Origin of the sequence: Metapseudomonas otitidis (assembly GCF_900111835.1) — a bacterium.
In the GTDB taxonomy this organism is placed as follows: Bacteria; Pseudomonadota; Gammaproteobacteria; order Pseudomonadales; family Pseudomonadaceae; genus Metapseudomonas; species Metapseudomonas otitidis.
Window position 1 is genome coordinate 54920 of sequence record NZ_FOJP01000017.1, and the last position, 16593, is coordinate 71512.

General features: G+C 68.1%; 13 protein-coding genes. 9 read left to right on the forward strand and 4 right to left on the reverse strand.

The genetic code is table 11. The features are described from left to right. Nucleotides 1-792 carry a phosphatase PAP2 family protein gene (locus tag BM198_RS21625; protein WP_083422449.1) on the reverse strand — a complete coding sequence of 264 codons (792 nt, stop codon included), beginning with the start codon at nt 790-792 and terminating at the stop codon, nt 1-3. Between the two features lie 102 nt (nt 793-894). Between BM198_RS21625 and hslO the strand changes: the two genes are divergently transcribed. The 4 genes from hslO to BM198_RS21645 all read left to right on the forward strand — a co-directional run bounded on the left by hslO (nt 895) and on the right by BM198_RS21645 (nt 6826). Next, nucleotides 895-1788 carry an Hsp33 family molecular chaperone HslO gene (gene hslO, locus BM198_RS21630; RefSeq protein WP_044405288.1) on the forward strand — a complete coding sequence of 298 codons (894 nt, stop codon included), beginning with the start codon at nt 895-897 and terminating at the stop codon, nt 1786-1788. A gap of 358 nt (nt 1789-2146) precedes the next feature. After that, nucleotides 2147-3691: a phosphoenolpyruvate carboxykinase gene (locus BM198_RS21635; protein WP_074972300.1), complete on the forward strand. Its 1545-nt coding sequence runs from the start codon at nt 2147-2149 to the stop codon at nt 3689-3691. A 492-nt stretch (nt 3692-4183) separates the two neighbouring features. Then, complete coding sequence (locus BM198_RS21640; RefSeq protein WP_074972302.1) at nt 4184-6121, forward strand: RecQ family ATP-dependent DNA helicase; 1938 nt, start codon at nt 4184-4186, stop codon at nt 6119-6121. Between the two features lie 102 nt (nt 6122-6223). Further along, the gene (locus BM198_RS21645; protein WP_074972304.1) at nt 6224-6826 is read left to right on the forward strand and encodes a nitroreductase family protein; all 603 of its coding nucleotides are present in this window, start codon (nt 6224-6226) and stop codon (nt 6824-6826) included. Nucleotides 6827-6874: 48 nt separating this feature from the next. Here the strand turns inward: BM198_RS21645 and argA are convergent, their stop codons facing one another. Next, complete coding sequence (gene argA / locus BM198_RS21650; RefSeq protein ID WP_074972305.1) at nt 6875-8173, reverse strand: amino-acid N-acetyltransferase; 1299 nt, start codon at nt 8171-8173, stop codon at nt 6875-6877. A 252-nt stretch (nt 8174-8425) separates the two neighbouring features. Next, complete coding sequence (argE, locus tag BM198_RS21655) at nt 8426-9589, reverse strand: acetylornithine deacetylase (protein WP_074972308.1); 1164 nt, start codon at nt 9587-9589, stop codon at nt 8426-8428. A 133-nt stretch (nt 9590-9722) separates the two neighbouring features. Between argE and BM198_RS21660 the strand changes: the two genes are divergently transcribed. The 3 genes from BM198_RS21660 to argC all read left to right on the forward strand — a co-directional run bounded on the left by BM198_RS21660 (nt 9723) and on the right by argC (nt 12822). Beyond that, nucleotides 9723-11090: a CYTH domain-containing protein gene (locus BM198_RS21660; protein ID WP_074972310.1), complete on the forward strand. Its 1368-nt coding sequence runs from the start codon at nt 9723-9725 to the stop codon at nt 11088-11090. A gap of 43 nt (nt 11091-11133) precedes the next feature. Further along, on the forward strand, nt 11134-11799 hold the full coding sequence (locus BM198_RS21665; protein ID WP_044405272.1) for a DUF502 domain-containing protein: 666 nt from the start codon (nt 11134-11136) through the stop codon (nt 11797-11799). A gap of 75 nt (nt 11800-11874) precedes the next feature. After that, nucleotides 11875-12822, forward strand: a complete 948-nt coding sequence (argC, locus tag BM198_RS21670; RefSeq protein ID WP_074972312.1) for an N-acetyl-gamma-glutamyl-phosphate reductase — start codon at nt 11875-11877, stop codon at nt 12820-12822. 858 nt (nt 12823-13680) lie between these two features. Here the strand turns inward: argC and BM198_RS21680 are convergent. Beyond that, nucleotides 13681-14151, reverse strand: a complete 471-nt coding sequence (locus tag BM198_RS21680; protein ID WP_044405265.1) for an Lrp/AsnC family transcriptional regulator — start codon at nt 14149-14151, stop codon at nt 13681-13683. A 126-nt stretch (nt 14152-14277) separates the two neighbouring features. On the opposite strand from BM198_RS21680, the gene BM198_RS21685 reads away from it, so the two are divergent. Further along, nucleotides 14278-14610 (forward strand): hypothetical protein, encoded by a 333-nt coding sequence (locus tag BM198_RS21685; protein ID WP_083422450.1) that lies wholly within the window; start codon nt 14278-14280, stop codon nt 14608-14610. Nucleotides 14611-14742: 132 nt separating this feature from the next. Further along, the gene (locus BM198_RS21690) at nt 14743-16527 is read left to right on the forward strand and encodes a type IV pilus assembly ATPase TfpB (RefSeq protein WP_044405263.1); all 1785 of its coding nucleotides are present in this window, start codon (nt 14743-14745) and stop codon (nt 16525-16527) included. Nucleotides 16528-16593 lie beyond the last annotated feature (66 nt).

Consider the following 16593-nt stretch of genomic DNA (forward strand, 5'->3'; position numbering starts at 1 on the left):
TCAGCGCAGGCGCTTGGTGTCCAGCAGCGCCAGGCGGTTCACCAGCGGGATGTAGCCGCCCAGGCGCAGCGCCGGGCTGGCCAGCCACTGCAGCAGGTGCGCCAGGTGGCTGCCGGCCGGGGTGCAGAAGCCCCAGGCGATGACCACCAGGGTGATCACCAGGCCACCGACCACATCGTCCGTCAGCCAGTGGGCACCGGCCACCAGGCGCGGCAGCATCAGCACCGTGGCGATGGCCAGCACGGTCACGCGCTTCCAGCCACGGGCGAAGATCGCCATGAACAGGCCCCAGAGCATCAGCACCGAAGCGTGGTCCCCCGGGAAGCTGCGGCTGGAACGGTCCTTCACCTCGAACACGCTTTCCAGCAGCGGGAACTGGTCGCTCAGCTGGATACCACCGAGCACCACCGAAGGGCTCGCGTGCTGCCAGCCGAAGTGCACGCCGATCTTGGTGAACAGCGAGCGCACCACCAGCAGCATGGCCAGCAGGGCGATGAAGGTGAACAGTGCCGGGCGCAGCTCGTGGCGACGGAAGGTCCAGTCCTGGCGGATCAGCAGCGCCAGCATCAGGCCGCCGGCGAGGACGTCGAACAGGCGGGTGCTGGCGAAGGCCCAGAGCGCCATCCATACCGGACGGCCTTCGAGAGAGCCGTTCAGCGCCCGGTAGGCGGCATCGTCGGCCAGGTCCCAGAGTTCACGGGTGGTCGGCCACAGCCAGCTGGCCAGTACCAGGGCCGCCAGCAGGTGCAGCCCGAGCAGGGCCGGCCATCGCCAGGAGGCTTGGACGCGCATTGGTTTCTCCATAAAATTCCCATCCTCATCTATCGCGGGCAGCGGAATGGCGCGCTTTATAGTGCGCTGTCACCGATCTGTCACCCTCTTGTGGTTGCCCCCATGCCTATTTCCGACAATTCCCAGCGTTTTATCTTCGACGACACCGACGTACGCGGTGAAATGGTCTCCCTGGGAGAGAGCTACACCCACGTCCTGGCCAAGCACCCCTACCCGGAACCGGTGGCCCAGCTGCTGGGCGAGATGCTCGCCGCCGCCGCGCTGCTGGTGGGCACCCTGAAGTTCGACGGCCTGCTGGTGCTGCAGGCGCGCTCCAGCGGGGCCGTGCCGCTGCTGATGGTGGAGTGCTCCAGCGAGCGCGAGATCCGCGGCATCGCCCGCTACCACGCCGAGCAGATCGGCGCCGACGCCGACCTGCGGCAGCTGATGCCCGAAGGCGTGCTGACCCTCACCGTCGACCCCCGTCAGGGCCAGCGCTACCAGGGCATCGTCACCCTCGAAGGCGCCAACCTGGCCGAGTGCCTGTCCACCTACTTCGCCAACTCCGAACAGCTGCCGACCCGCTTCTGGCTCAACGCCGACGGCCGCAACGCCCGTGGCCTGCTGCTGCAGGCCCTGCCCGCCGACCGCCTGAAGGACCCGGAAGCCCGTGCCGCCAGCTGGCAGCACCTGACCACCCTGGCCGACACCCTCACCGCCGAGGAACTGCTGGGCCTGGACAACGAAACCGTGCTGCACCGCCTGTTCCACGAAGAGACCGTGCGCCTGTTCGACCCCCGCCCGCTGCGCTTCCACTGCAGCTGCTCGCGGGAGCGCTCGGCCAATGCCCTGGTCAGCCTCGGCCAGGCCGACGCCGAGGCCCTGGTGGAGGAACAGGGCGGCGCCGTGGTGATCGACTGCCAGTTCTGCAACCAGCGCTACCGCTTCGACGCCGCCGACGTAGCCCAGCTGTTCGCCGGTGGCGGCAGCCGCGCGCCGTCGGAAACCCGCCACTGAGTACCGTTCGGCGGAATTCGTAAGGCTGCTACCCATTTGTAGCGAGGGCGCCCCTGTGGATATGTCGCCGGGGCCCCCGCTGCATCGTCACTTCAGCGGCTGCGGTCCGGAACGTGACCGGCGGGTGCGATTCAAGTCTTGTAGCGGCCTTTCGGCCCCCGATGAGTGGTCACGGAGAACCCCTCCAGCACCCCCTGATTTCGCCTGGAACCCAGGCAGGACGTGCCTTACATCCAGTCATCTCGCAATCGCCCGGTTTCCTCTGGCATAATCCGGCGCACTTTTTTCGCTGTAGCGGGTCGCAAGGCTCACTACATTTCGCATTGGAGGACTCGGCCTCTGGCCGACGGGGAACCACATGACGCAAGCCACTAAAGCCGTGTACACCGACATCAGCGCCGCGCAACTGGTCGAAGAAGCCATCCGCCGTGGCGAAGGTGAACTGGCCGCCAACGGTTCGCTGGTCGTGCAGACCGGCCATCGCACCGGCCGTTCTCCGGCTGACCGCTTCATCGTCCAGGAGCCGAGCACCGACGCCAAGATCGCCTGGGGCGCCATCAACCGTCCCTTCCCGGCGGACAAGTTCGATGCACTGTGGGCCCGTGTCGAAGCCTATGTGACCGAACGCGAGCGTTTCGTCTCCCACGTGCACGTCGGTGCCGACCCCGCGCACTACCTGGCCGTCAAGATGACCACCGAGACCGCCTGGCACAACCTGTTCGGCCGCTGCCTGTTCATCAACCCCGAGCAGTACAACCCGCAGGGCCGCCAGGAATGGCAGATCATCAACGCCCCGAACTTCGTCTGCGAGCCCGAGCGTGACGGCACCAACTCCGACGGTTGCGTGATCCTCAACTTCGCCCAGCAGAAAGTCCTGATCGCCGGCATGCGCTACGCCGGTGAGATGAAGAAAGCCATGTTCTCCGTGCAGAACTTCCTGCTGCCGGAAAAAGACGTGCTGCCGATGCACTGCGCCGCCAACGTCGGCGAAGACGGCGACACCACCCTGTTCTTCGGCCTGTCCGGCACCGGCAAGACCACCCTCTCCGCCGACCCGAGCCGTTACCTGATCGGTGACGACGAGCACGGCTGGGGCGTGGGCACCGTGTTCAACGTCGAAGGCGGCTGCTACGCCAAGTGCATCGACCTGTCCGAGAAGAACGAGCCGGTAATCTGGAAAGCCATCCAGTTCGGCGCCGTGCTGGAAAACGTCGTGCTCAACCCGGAAACCCGCCTGCCCGACTACAGCGACGACAGCCTGACCCAGAACACCCGTGCCGCCTACCCGCTGCACCTGGTGGAAAAGCGCGTCGAAGCCAACCGTGCCGGCGAGCCGAACGCGGTCATCTTCCTGACCTGCGACCTGACCGGCGTACTGCCGCCCGTCTCCATCCTCAACAACGAACAGGCGGCCTACCATTTCCTGTCCGGCTACACCGCCCTGGTCGGCTCCACCGAAATGGGTTCCGGCGGCGGCATCAAGTCCACCTTCTCCACCTGCTTCGGCGCCCCCTTCTTCCCGCGCCCGGCCGGTGAGTACGCCGAACTGCTGATCAAGCGCATCCAGGGCTTCGGCTCCAAGGTGTACCTGGTCAACACCGGCTGGACCGGCGGTGGCTACGGCGTCGGCAAGCGCTTCAGCATCCCCACCACCCGTGGCGTGATCGCAGCCATCCAGAGCGGCGCGCTGGTGGGTGCCGAGACCGAGCACCTGGACATCATCAACCTGGACGTGCCGAAGGCCGTTCCGGGCGTCGAGACCGAGCTGCTCAACCCGCGCAACACCTGGGCTGACAAAGCCGCCTACGACGCGGCCGCCAAGGCCCTGGCCGAGAAATTCGTCGAGAACTTCAAGAAGTTCGACGTCTCCGACGCCATCCGCAACGCCGGTCCCAAGCTGTAAGGGACCCGTTGTACGAAGAAGCCGCCTACGGGCGGCTTTTTCATTTTTTGTGTCCCTATAGACTTGCCCGATCTACACAGCATAGAAGCGCGCTCCGGAGCCAAACCTGACCAGGATGGTGGGGCGGGGAAACTGCCCCTTCAGGAGGCCGAGCGCAGTCGTTACGCAGGGGGACGAGCGGCATGGATGCCGCGAGAGGCGCGCCAGGCCATGGATGGCCCATCGCGCCGGCCCCCGTAGCGGCGACGGAGCGAGGGAAGTCCCGCGAAGCGGGACCCGGATGCAGGGGCGAGCCCTTTTGGTTACTTTTCTGTGGGCGGCATTCCGACGATTGAGAAAAGTGACTCGCCCGGCGGGGCGAAACAGAAGACATCCGCAAACGCGATAACCAGCCTGGCCATGGCCACAGGGCGGGTACCGGCGGGTTGCCCCCTCGGCCCAACGCCCCCCACAAATAGTCCATCATCCCCAGCCCTCTCACGGAGTGACGCCATGCCCCTCGCCACCCTCGCCCGCGTCTTCGGCTACGACCGCTTCCGCCCCGGCCAGGAGGCCGCCGTCAGCGCCGTGCTGGCCGGCCGCTCGGCCGCGGCGATCTTCCCCACCGGCTCCGGCAAGTCCCTCTGCTACCAACTGCCCGCGCTGCACCTGCCGCACCTGACCCTGGTGGTGTCGCCGCTGCTGGCACTGATGCAAGACCAGTTGGCCTTCCTCCACGCCCACGGCATCGCCGCCGCCAGCATCGACTCGGCCCAGAGCCGCGAAGAGGCTGCCGAGGTCATGGCCCGCGCCCGCAGCGGCGAACTGAAGATCCTGATGATCTCGGTGGAGCGGCTGAAGAACGAACGCTTCCGCCACTTCATCCAGCAGGTGCCGATCTCCCTGCTGGTGGTGGACGAGGCCCACTGCATCTCCGAGTGGGGCCACAACTTCCGCCCCGACTACCTCAAGCTGCCGGACTACCAGCGCGAGTTCGGCATCCCCCAGGTGCTGCTGCTCACCGCCACGGCCACCCCGGCGGTGATCGCCGACATGCAGCGCAAGTTCGCCATCGACTCCGCCGACGTGGTCACCACCGGCTTCTACCGGCCCAACCTGCACCTGCAGGTGGAGCCCGTGGCCGGCGAGCAGCGCCGCCGCTACCTGGTGGACTGGCTGCGGGCCCGGCCCGGCAGGCCCGGCATCGTCTACGTCACCCAGCAGAAGAGCGCCGAAGAGCTGGCCGCCCACCTCACCCGCCAGGGCATCGACGCCTGCGCCTACCACGCCGGCCTCGACCACAGCGTGCGCGAAGGCCTGCAGCGGCGCTTCATGAACGGCGAGGTGAACCTGATGGTCGCCACCATCGCCTTCGGCATGGGCATCGACAAGGCCGACATCCGCCTGGTGGTGCACTACGACCTGCCCAAGTCGGTGGAGAACTACAGCCAGGAGATCGGCCGCGCCGGCCGCGACGGCCAACCCTCGGAATGCCTGGTGCTGGCCAACCGCGACGGCCTCAACGTGCTGGAGAACTTCGTCTACGGCGACACCCCCGAGCGCGACGGCATCGCCGAGGTGCTGCAGGAACTGCGCAGCGCCACCGGCCCCGACGGGCGCTGGGAGCTGATGGCCGGCGCCCTCTCCGAGCAGAGCAACATCCGCCCCCTGCCGCTGAAGACCCTGCTGGTGCAGCTGGAGCTGCGCGGCCTGATCGCCCCGCTGTTCGCCTACTTTGCCGAATACCGCTTCAAGTACCTGATCGAGCCCGAGGCGCTGCTGGCGCGCTTCGAGGGCGAGCGCCGGCAGTTCGTCCAGGCCCTGGTGGACACCTCCACCCGCGCGCGCACCTGGTGCACCGTGGACTTCGACCGGCTCTACCGCGACCACGCCGCCGAGCGTGCGCGGGTCGTGAAGGCCCTGGACTTCTTCCAGGAGCGCGGCTGGATCGAGCTGGAGAGCAAGCAGATGACCGAGGTCTACGCCCTGCGCCAGCCCGACTTCGACGCCGAGGCCCTGGCCGATGAGCTCTACCGCTACTTCCGCCAGCAGGAGGACAGCGAGATCGCCCGCATCCAGGCCATGCTCGCGCTGTTCGCCAGCGACACCTGCCTCAGCGCCCGGCTGGCCCGCTACTTCGGCGACCAGGCCGCCCCGTCCGCCTGCGGCCACTGCTCCGTGTGCGCCGGCCGGGTGGCGGTGCTGCCGCCGCCGGCACCGCTGGCGCCCCTCGCCGGGCAGGATCTGGAAGGCCGCTGCCAGGCCTTCATCGAGCGCTACCACGAGGCCAAGGGCCGCGCCCCCAGCATCGACTGCCTGACCCGCCTGCTCTGCGGCATCGCCACCCCGGTGTTCACCCGCCTCAAGGCCCGCAGCCTGCCCGCCTTCGGCGCCCTGGAGGCCTACCCCTACGCCGAGGTGCGCCAGCAACTGGCCGATACCCGGAGGTGATGAATTCGATGTGTTTTATCGCCATTCCTCACTGGTCGGCGTTCGCCGGCCTGCTTAGGATGGCGCACCCTTTCCACCGTTGCGCCTGACCAGGAGCCGACCATGCACATCGACGAAGCCATCCGTACCCGCCGCGCCATCAAGGGCTACGACACCCAGCACAGCCTGAGCCGCGAAGAGAAGGACGAACTGCTGAAGCTGGCCCTGCTCGCCCCCACCGCCTTCAACCTGCAGCACGTGCGCCTGGTGGAAGTCAGCGACCCCGCCCTGCGCCAGCAGATCCGCGAAGTAGCGTGGAACCAGGCCCAGGTGACCGAAGCCTCGATGCTGGTGGTGGTCTGCGCCCGCCTCGACGCCTGGGAACAGGACGCCGCCCGCGTCTGGGCCGACGCGCCGCAACCTGTGCAGGAATTCATGGCCGGCGCCATCGACAACTACTACCGCGGCAAGCCCCAGGTGCAACGTGACGAAACCATGCGCAGCTGCGGCCTGGTGGCCCAGACCCTGATGCTGGCTGCACGCGGCCGTGGCCTGGACAGCTGCCCCATGGACGGTTTCGACTTCGACGCCGTGGCCAAGCTGATCAACCTGCCGGAGAACCACGTCATCGGCCTGATGGTCGCCGTCGGCAAGCAAGCCATCGAGGCCAAGCCGCGCATCGGCAAGCTGGCCTTCGACGAAGCCGTGATCCGCGACCGCTTCTGATCCCCGCCCCACACCGGGCTGCGCACCCCAGGTGCGCAGCCCGCGTCGTTACAGCGCCTTCTCGAAGATCTTGGAATTGCGCTGGTAGTTGTACAGCGAGGCCCGCGCCGCCGGCAGGCGCTCAACGCCGCTGGGCTGGAAGCCGCGCTCGCGGAACCAGTGGGCGGTACGGGTGGTGAGGACGAACAGGGTCTTCAGGCCCAGGGCCCGGGCCCGTTCCTCGATGCGCTCCAGCAGCTCGTCCCCGCGACCGCCATGGCGGTACTCCGGGTTAACCGCCAGGCACGCCAGCTCCCCCGCCTCGGAATCGGCGATCGGGTAGAGCGCCGCGCAGGCGATGATGTGGCCATCACGCTCGACGATGCTGAACTGGCCGATCTCCCGCTCCAGCACGTCCCGCGAACGGCGCACCAGGATGCCCTGCTCCTCCAGCGGGGTGATCAGCTCGATCAGCCCGCCCACGTCGTCGATGGTGGCCTCGCGCAGGGACTCGAACTGCTCCTGGTCCACCAGGGTGCCGCCACCGTCACGGGTGAACAGCTCGGTGAGCAGCGAACCGTCCTCGGCGTAGCTCACCAGGTGGCTGCGCTTGACCCCGCTGCGGCAGGCCTGGGCGGCCGCGTCCAGCAACTCGGCCTGGTAGCCGTTGCCCAGCCGCGCCAGGTGCTGCGGCACCTGCTGCGGGCGCAACTCGCGCACCAACCGGCCGTGTTCGTCGATCAGCCCGCGTTCGGCACCGAACAGCACCAGCTTGTCCGCGCCCAGGTCGATGGCGGCACGGGTCGCCACGTCCTCGCAGGCCAGGTTGAAGATCTCCCCGGTGGGGGAATAGCCCAGCGGCGAGAGCAGCACGATGGAGCGCTCGTCCAGCTGGCGGCCGATGCCCTTGCGGTCGACCCGGCGCACCTCGCCGGTGTGGTGGTAGTCGACTCCGTCGACGACACCGATGGGCCGCGCGGTGACGAAGTTGCCGCCGGTGACCCGCAGCCGCGAGCCCTGCATCGGCGAGGCGGCGATGTCCATGGACAGCCGCGCCTCGATGGCGATGCGCAGCTGGCCCACGGCATCGATCACGCACTCCAGGGTGGGGCCGTCGGTGATGCGCAGGTCGCGGTGGAAGTGCGGGGTCAGCCCGCGCGCGGCCAGGCGTGCCTCGATCTGCGGGCGCGAACCGTGCACCAGCACCAGGCGCACGCCCAGGCTGTGCAGCAGCACCAGGTCGTGGATGATGTTGCCGAAATTCGGATGGGCAACCCCCTCGCCGGGCAGCATCACCACGAAGGTGCAGTCCCGGTGGGCGTTGATGTAGGGCGAAGCATGGCGCAGCCAGTTGACGTAGTCGTGCATGGGATTCCGAATGCCTGTGACGGGGGCGAAATGAACGGTGCTACTCCGGAAACGGAGCAGGTGGCGTTGCGTTTATCGTCGTCGCAGCAACATCAGCGGAAGCCCTCCTGGGGAGTCATCTGGCGGGCACCTCTGAAAACTACCTGCGTTGTCATCGCGGCGTTAAAAACCGGCTCAAAATGCTCATTTACCGTACGTAAACTGCGCTTTTTCGCCTGTTTTTGCCTTGCGCTGACGGCCTCGCCTACGTTTTCAGAGGTGCCCTGGTTGGGTTGGGGTGATGCAGTAATGGCGGATCAACTGACGCAACAGCGCCACCGTAGGTGCGATCCGTGACAGTTCGAGGTGCTCGTCGGGCTGGTGTGCGCAGGCGATGTCGCCAGGGCCCAGCACCAGGGTCTGGCAGCCGAGGTGCTGAAGATACGGTGCTTCGGTGCCAAAGGCCACCGCTTCTGCGGCATGCCCGGTTAGACGTTCGGCGAGTTGCACCAGCTCGCTGTCGGCCGGCTCCTCGAACGGCGGCACCGCCGGGTAGAGCGGCCGGTAGTCCAGGGACACGCCGTGGCGCTCGGCCACCGGGCGCAGGCGCTGGCCGATGGCCTCGCGCAGCACCTCGGGCTCCATGCCCGGCAGGGGCCGCAGGTCGAACTCCAGGCTGCACTGGCCGCAGATGCGGTTGGGGTTGTCGCCCCCGTGGATGCAGCCCAGGTTGAGGGTCGGCCCCGCCACGTTGAACAGCGGGTTGTGGAAGCGCGCCTGCCATTCGCGGCGCAGCGCCAGCAGCTCGCCGATGCCCTCGTGCATGGCCTCCAGGGCGTTGCGGCCCAAAGCCGGGTCGGAGGAGTGGCCGCTCTGCCCGAGGATGTCGATGCGCTCCATCATCACGCCCTTGTGCAGGCGGACCGGCTTCAACCCGGTGGGCTCGCCGATCACCGCCGCCCGCGCCAGGGGCCGACCGGCCGCTGCCAGGGCGCGGGCGCCGGACATGGAGCTTTCCTCGTCGCAGGTGGCGAGGACGATCAGTGGCTGGCGTGGCACCTGCCCGTCCAGCTCGCGTACCGCTTCGATCACCAGCGGAAAGAAGCCCTTCATGTCGCAGCTGCCCAGGCCGTACCAGCGATCGCCCACCTCGGTGAGGGCGAGCGGGTCGGTTTTCCACAGCGCCGCGTCGAAGGGCACGGTGTCGCTGTGCCCGGCCAGCACCAGGCCGCCGGGGCCGCTGCCCAGGGTGGCCAGCAGGTTGGCCTTGCCCGGCGCCACGGTCTGGATCTCGCAGGTGAAGCCCAGCTCGCCCAGCCAGGCGGCCAGCAGCTCGATGACCGGCAGGTTGGACTGGTCCCAATGGGGCTGGGTGCAACTGACCGAGGGCGCGGCGATCAACGCAGCGAACTGGGTCTTCAGGTCTGGAAGGCGCATGGGGGTTCTCCACCGACGAGCGCCCATCATAGGCAGGCGCCTCCGCTGGCGAAACCACCCGGCAGGCCCCGCCGCGCTGCTGTAGACTTCACGCCCTCGACAGCCATCCCGCGCTGCACCAGAAAGTCCGGCCATGCAGAAAGAAACCGAAATCAAGCTCCGCGCCAGCCGCGAGACCCTCGACGCCCTCCGCGACCACCCGCTGCTGAAGAAGCGCATCAAGGGTGGCTGGGAGACCCGCGAACTGTTCAACCAGTACTACGACACCCCCGCCCGCGACCTGGCCCAGGCCCGCGTGGCGCTGCGCATGCGCCGCGACGGCGACCAGTTCATCCAGACCCTGAAGACCCGTGGCCAGAGCGTGGCCGGGCTGTCCGAGCGCAACGAGTGGGACTGGTACCTGCCCAAGGCCAAGCTGGACACCAAGAAGCTCAGCGACGAGTGCTGGCCCGCCAGCCTTGCCGAGCTGGACAAGAAGACCCTGGCCCCGCTGTTCACCACCGACTTCGTGCGCCAGCGCGCCGAAGTGGCCTGGGGCCGTGGCAAGGCCAAGGTGGTGATCGAAGCCGCCCTGGATCTGGGCAAGGTCATCGCCGGCGACCAGGCGGAAGAAATCTGCGAGCTGGAGCTGGAGCTGCGCCAGGGCGAGCCCGAGGCCCTGCTGGAGCTGGCCGAGGCCCTGGCCACCGACCTGCCGCTGATGCCCTGCGACATCAGCAAGGCCGAGCGCGGCTACCGCCTGTATGACGCCCAGAGCTACAGCGTCAGCCTGCCCGCCCCCGAACTCGCCTTCGAACAGCCGCTGGACGACACCATCCCCGCCCTCGGCTGGACCCTGCTGGGCAACAGCCAGCGCCTGGCCGAGCAGTACCGCTTCAACGGCCACTGGAAGCTGCTGGCCGACTGGCTGCAGCAACTGGTCGACCTGCGCGCCCTGCTGGGCAGCCTCGGCCAGGCCGCCCCGCGCCCCACCAGCCATGAGCTGCGCCAGGCGCTGGATGCGCTGATCGGCGACTGGCGCCCGGTGGTCAACGCCGGCCAGGACGACGAAAGCGTGCGCCAGGCCGCCCCGGCGCGCTTCGCCGAGGAACTGGCCGGCACCCGCTGGGGCCTGTTCTCCCTGAAAGCCTCGCGCTGGCTGCTGGGCCGCAGCTGGACCCAGGGCCGCAACGCCCGCGGCGAGCGCCAGGGCCAGGCCGCCATCGGCCGCTGGCTCCCGCGCCTGCTGGCCGAGGAAGCCGTCGCCCTGCAACTGGACCGCTACCGCCGCCAGCCGGAAGACCTGGCCGAGCAGCTGCCGCGCATCGAGCGCCTGCTGGTCTGGCTGCGCCTGGCCCGTGGCGTGCTGGTGGAAGTACCCGAGGTGGACCGCTGCTTCGGCGAACTGAGCAAGCTCGCCGAACTGGCCGCCCAGCCCCTGGACGACGCCAGCCGTGAAGCCCGCAGCGCCCAGGCCCAGCACCTGCTGACCCTGAAGGGCTGGAAACACCTGCTGAAGTGACACGCCGGCCCGCCACCCCGGGTGGCGGGCCTGGAGCCCCCGCATGTTCAAGCACAGCCTCCGCTCCCTGATCACCACCTGGTTCACCGGCCTGCTGGCCTTGCTGCCGCTGGTCCTGACCCTGGCGCTGCTGGCCTGGATCGTCAGCCTGCTGAACCGCCTGGTGGGTCCCTCCACCCTCATCGGCCAACTGCTCGCCGCCCTCGGCCAGCCGTTCGCCAGCAATCCGGTCCTGGCCTGGTTCGTCGGCACCCTGGTGCTGCTGGGCAGCCTCTACCCCCTGGGCCTCGCCGTGCAGCTGGGCCTGCGCCGGCCGCTGGCCTGGCTGTTCGACCAGACCCTGCGCCGCACCCCGCTGATCGGCAACGTCTACAACGTCGCCGACCGCTTCGTCGGCATGCTCGACAAGGACAAGAACGCCGACATCACCACCATGCAGCCGGTGTGGTGCTTCTTCGGCGGCGACGGCGCCGCCGTGCTGGCACTGCAGCCCAGCTCCGAGCCCATCGAGCTGGAAGGCCGCGCCTACTGCGCCATCCTCGTGCCCACCGCGCCGATCCCGGTGGGCGGCGGGCTGCTCTACGTCCCGGTGGACTGGGTGCGCCCCGCCGACATGGGCGTCGACGCCCTCACCAGTGTCTACGTCTCCATGGGCCTGACGCCCCCGGGCGCCGCCCGCAAGGCCGCCGAGGAACGCCCATCGCCGTGACCTGCGGGCCTGGTTACAATGCACGCCCCATCAGCCCCGGCTGGGGTTCCTTCGTCTTTACCGAGTGAGTCCGCCATGGTTTTCAAAGTGTTCGTAGATGGTCAGGAAGGCACCACCGGCCTCCGGTTGCTCGACTACCTGTCCGGCCGTTCCGACGTGGAGCTGCTGCGCATCGCCGATGACAAGCGCAAGGACCCGGCCGAACGTGCGCGCTTCCTCAACGCCGCCGACGTCGCCTTCCTCTGCCTGCCCGACGTCGCCTCCCGCGAGGCGGTGTCCCTGGTGACCAACCCGAACACCTGCATCATCGACGCCAGCACCGCCTTCCGTACCGACGACAGCTGGGCCTACGGCCTGCCGGAACTGGCCGCCGGCCAGCGCGAGAAGATCCGCACCAGCAAGCGCATCGCCGTCCCCGGCTGCCACGCCAGCGCCTTCATCCTCGCCGTGCGCCCGCTGATCGATGCCGGCCTGCTGCCCGCCGACTACCCGCTCTCGGCCTTCTCCCTCACCGGCTACAGCGGCGGCGGCAAGGGCATGATCGCCCAGTACGAAGCCGGCAATGACGCCAAGCTGATGAGCCCGCGCCCCTACGCCCTGGGCCTGGAGCACAAGCACCTGCCGGAAATGCGCGTCCAGGCTCGCCTGGCCCAGGCACCGGTGTTCAACCCCATCGTCGGCCCCTTCCTCAAGGGCCTGGCCGTGACCGTGCCGCTCTACACCGAGCGCCTGGCGCGCAAGGCCAGCGCCGCCGAGATCGCCGAGATCTACCGCCAGCACTACGCTGGCGAACAGTTCGTGCGGGTGATGCCGGCCGGTGACGACGGCAACCTCGACGGCGGCTTCTTCGACGTCCAAGGCTGCAACGACACCAACCGCGTCGACCTCTTCGTCTTCGGCTCCGCCGACCGCCTGAACCTGGTCGCCCGCCTGGACAACCTCGGCAAGGGCGCCGCCGGCGCCGCCGTGCAGTGCATGAACGTGCACATCGGCGCCGACGAGGCCACCGGCCTCAACGCCTGACCCGCCGCACAACGAGAAAGGCCGGCCTCTGCCGGCCTTTTTTGTGCCTGCGGGGTTTACATCCAGTAGCCCGGGCTTCAGCCCGGGGATGGTCCGCCCCGCTCCCGGGCTAAAGCCCGGGCTACACGCCAGGTGGACCGATGAAGCGCGGTCCGCCCTACGCACGCCGGCTCATGGGCGGCTCCCGTAGGGGCGAATTCATTGGCTCTGTCTGCGTTAGCTGTTGTGGCTTTAATGCAAGCGCTCAAGCACGGCCCTTTCCGGGCGCCCAAGGGTTCGTGCCACCGCATGGGTTTCGCTTCGCTCGCGGAACGCCGCCCGACCCATCCTACGAAAGCCCGTGCGCACCACATGGCGAAGCGCTGGACGAAGAAGTTGGAGCAGCCGCCAACGCCCCTCCAGGAGGCCGAACGCAGTCGTTGCGCCGGGGGACGAGCGGCATGGATGCCGCGAGAGGCGCGCCAGGCCATGGATGGCCCATCGCGCCGGCCCCCAGAGCGGCGATGGAGTGAGGGAACCCCGGCAAAGCCGGGGCCGGATGATGGGGCAAGCGTTTTTGGTTCCTTTTTTGGCGATTGAAAAAAAGGACTCGCCGGGGGGCGAAACCAGAAACATCATCAGAGCTCGGCAATCAGCTGGGTTCAAATCTTCTAGCAACACTTAACGCAGACAGAGCCAATTCATTCGCCCAAGGACTGCGCAGCAGTCCCGTCCCGTGCACCGTGGGCCCGCCCGGTAGGAGCGAATTCATTCGCGAAAGGGCCGCGCAGCGGTCCCGTCGTGACCTCAAGGGGCGGGCCTACGGCCCGCTTGGCGACTGAAGTCGCCCCTACAAGGGTGCCCATGAAGGTTCCAGCACTACCCCTCCACCGGCAAGCAGGTGGTGGACTTGATCTCCGACAGGGCGACGATGGAGTTCACCTCCTGGATGCCCGGCACCATGGACAGCTTCTCGAAGAAGAAGCGCTCATAGGCCTCGATGTCCCGGGTGACGATGCGCAGCATGAAATCCACCGCCCCCATCAGCACATGGCACTCCAGCACTTCCGGGAAGCCGCGCATGGCCTCGGCGAATTCGGTGAGGTTGGAGCGGCCGTGGGCGTTGAGCTTCACCTGGGCGAAGATCTGCGCGTTGAGGCCGATCTTGCGCCGGTCCAGCAGGGTGACCTGGCGACGGATCACCCCCTCCTCCTTGAGCCGCTGGATGCGTCGCCAGCACGGCGACTGGGACAACCCGACGCGCTCGGCGATCTCGGCGGTGGAAAGCCCGGCGTCTTCCTGCAACAGGTCGAGGATGCGGCGGTCGTAGGCGTCCAGCTCCAAAGGCATGTTTTTCCCCTCATCAGGCAATACGGGGAAATTCTATGTGCAAAAAACCAGATAAGCCCGCGATATAGGCAGATATTTTGCCGCTTCGGCTGGGAAACTGTGCCCATCCCAACCGGAGCCCCCGCCATGTTCGAACGCGAATCCGCCGCCTGCCAGCCGCTGCCCGCAAGCCCGTCCACCGAAGGGACGCGCAGCGACCCCTGGAAGCCCCACGAGGCCCCTCGCCCGCTGCGCTTCGCCGTGCACGCCGCCGCCGAGCCGGACCTGCTGCTGCGCCTGCTCGGCCACTTCGCCCAGTTGCAGGTGCTGCCGCTGCGGGTGGAGGCCCGCCACCTGGACGACGACCTGCGCATCGACGTGGTCCTCACCGACCTGCCGCTGCACCGCGCCGAAGTCATCGCCCGGCGCCTGCGCAGCCAGGTCGGCATCCTCGGCGTGGAGCTGCAGGTTACTGGCTGATCGGTCAGGCTGCCGACCGGGTCACGCAAACAGCTTGGCCCTGGGAGGGTGGTTTCGGGCATCCTTGGCACCCTGCGGGGAAGGCGCATTGACTACGCTTTCCCGTCGGGACTGCACGACCAAGGAGAACGCATGTCGGCTTTCGCATCGGCCGCCCAGGATCGCTGGCTGGATCTCAATGACCTGCTCCGGGAGCTGGTGAACCAGGGCCGGATCGCCCAGGACACCGCCGAGCAATGCCTGGCCATCCGCCGCAGCGCGGTGAACAACCAGCAGCACCCGCTGGAGTTCCTCGCCAGCCAGCAGGTGGACGACCTCAAGCGCCCCGGCCGCAAGCTGGAGCTGGAGACCCTCACCCAGTGGCTGGCCGACTATTGCGGCCAGCCCTACCTGCGCATCGACCCGCTGAAGATCGACGTCGCCGCCGTCACCCCGCTGATGTCCTACGCCTTCGCCCAGCGCCACAAGATCCTCGCCGTGGCAGTGGACAGCGAGAGCGTCACCATCGCCAGCGCCCAGCCCTTCGTGCACAGCTGGGAGAGCAATCTCACCCACGTGCTCAAGCGCCCCATCAGGCGCGTGGTGGCCAACCCCGCCGACCTGCAGCGCTTCACCACCGAGTTCTACCGCCTGGCCAAGTCGGTCAGTGGCGCCACCGCCGTGGACCAGAAGATCAGCGGCGTGGGCAACTTCGAGCAGCTGCTCAAGCTCGGCGCCAGCGACCAGGAGCCGGACGCCAACGACGCCCACATCGTCAACATCGTCGACTGGCTGTTCCAGTACGCCTACCAGCAGCGCGCCAGCGACATCCACATCGAGCCGCGCCGCGAGCAGGGCACCGTGCGCTTCCGCATCGACGGCGTGCTGCACAACGTCTACCAGTTCCCGCCCCAGGTCACGATGGCCATCGTCAGCCGCCTGAAGAGCCTCGGGCGGATGAACGTGGCCGAGAAGCGCAAGCCCCAGGACGGCCGGGTCAAGACCAAGACCCCGGACGGCGGCGAGGTGGAACTGCGCCTGTCGACCCTGCCCACCGCCTTCGGCGAGAAGATGGTGATGCGGATCTTCGACCCCGAGGTGCTGCTCAAGAGCTTCGACCAGCTGGGCTTCTCCCAGGACGACCTGAAGCGCTGGCAGAGCATGACCCACCAGCCCAACGGCATCATCCTGGTCACCGGCCCCACCGGCTCGGGCAAGACCACCACGCTCTACACCACGCTCAAGCAGCTGGCCACCAGCGAGGTGAACGTCTGCACCATCGAAGACCCCATCGAGATGATCGAAGGCGCCTTCAACCAGATGCAGGTGCAGCACAACATCGACCTCAGCTTCGCCAGCGGCGTGCGCGCGCTGATGCGCCAGGACCCGGACATCATCATGGTCGGCGAGATCCGCGACCTGGAGACCGCCGAGATGGCCATCCAGGCGGCGCTCACCGGCCACCTGGTGCTCTCCACCCTGCACACCAACGACGCCCCCAGCGCCATCACCCGCCTGCTGGAGCTGGGCGTGCCCTACTACCTGCTGCGCGCCACCCTGCTCGGGGTCATGGCACAGCGCCTGGTGCGCACCCTGTGCCCGCACTGCAAGGCGCCCATGGAGCTGGAGGAAGAAGACTGGCAGAACCTCACCCGCCCCTGGAGCGCCCCGCTGCCCACCGGCGCACACCGCGCCGTGGGCTGCCTGGAATGCCGCGACACCGGCTACCGCGGCCGTGCCGGGGTCTACGAGATCATGCTGCTGAGCGACGGCGTGAAGAGCCTGATCACCGCCGACACCGACCTCGTCGCCCTGCGCCGCCAGGCCTTCAAGGACGGCATGCGCAGCCTGCGCCTGTCCGGCGCGCAGAAGATCGCCGCCGGCCAGACCACGGTGGAGGAAGTGCTGCGCGTCACCCCCCAGAGCGAACAGAAATAACCACGGTACTCGGCGGCGCCCCGCGTATTTGCAGGCCACACTGAGCTGTGCAAAGGTGCCGGGCCA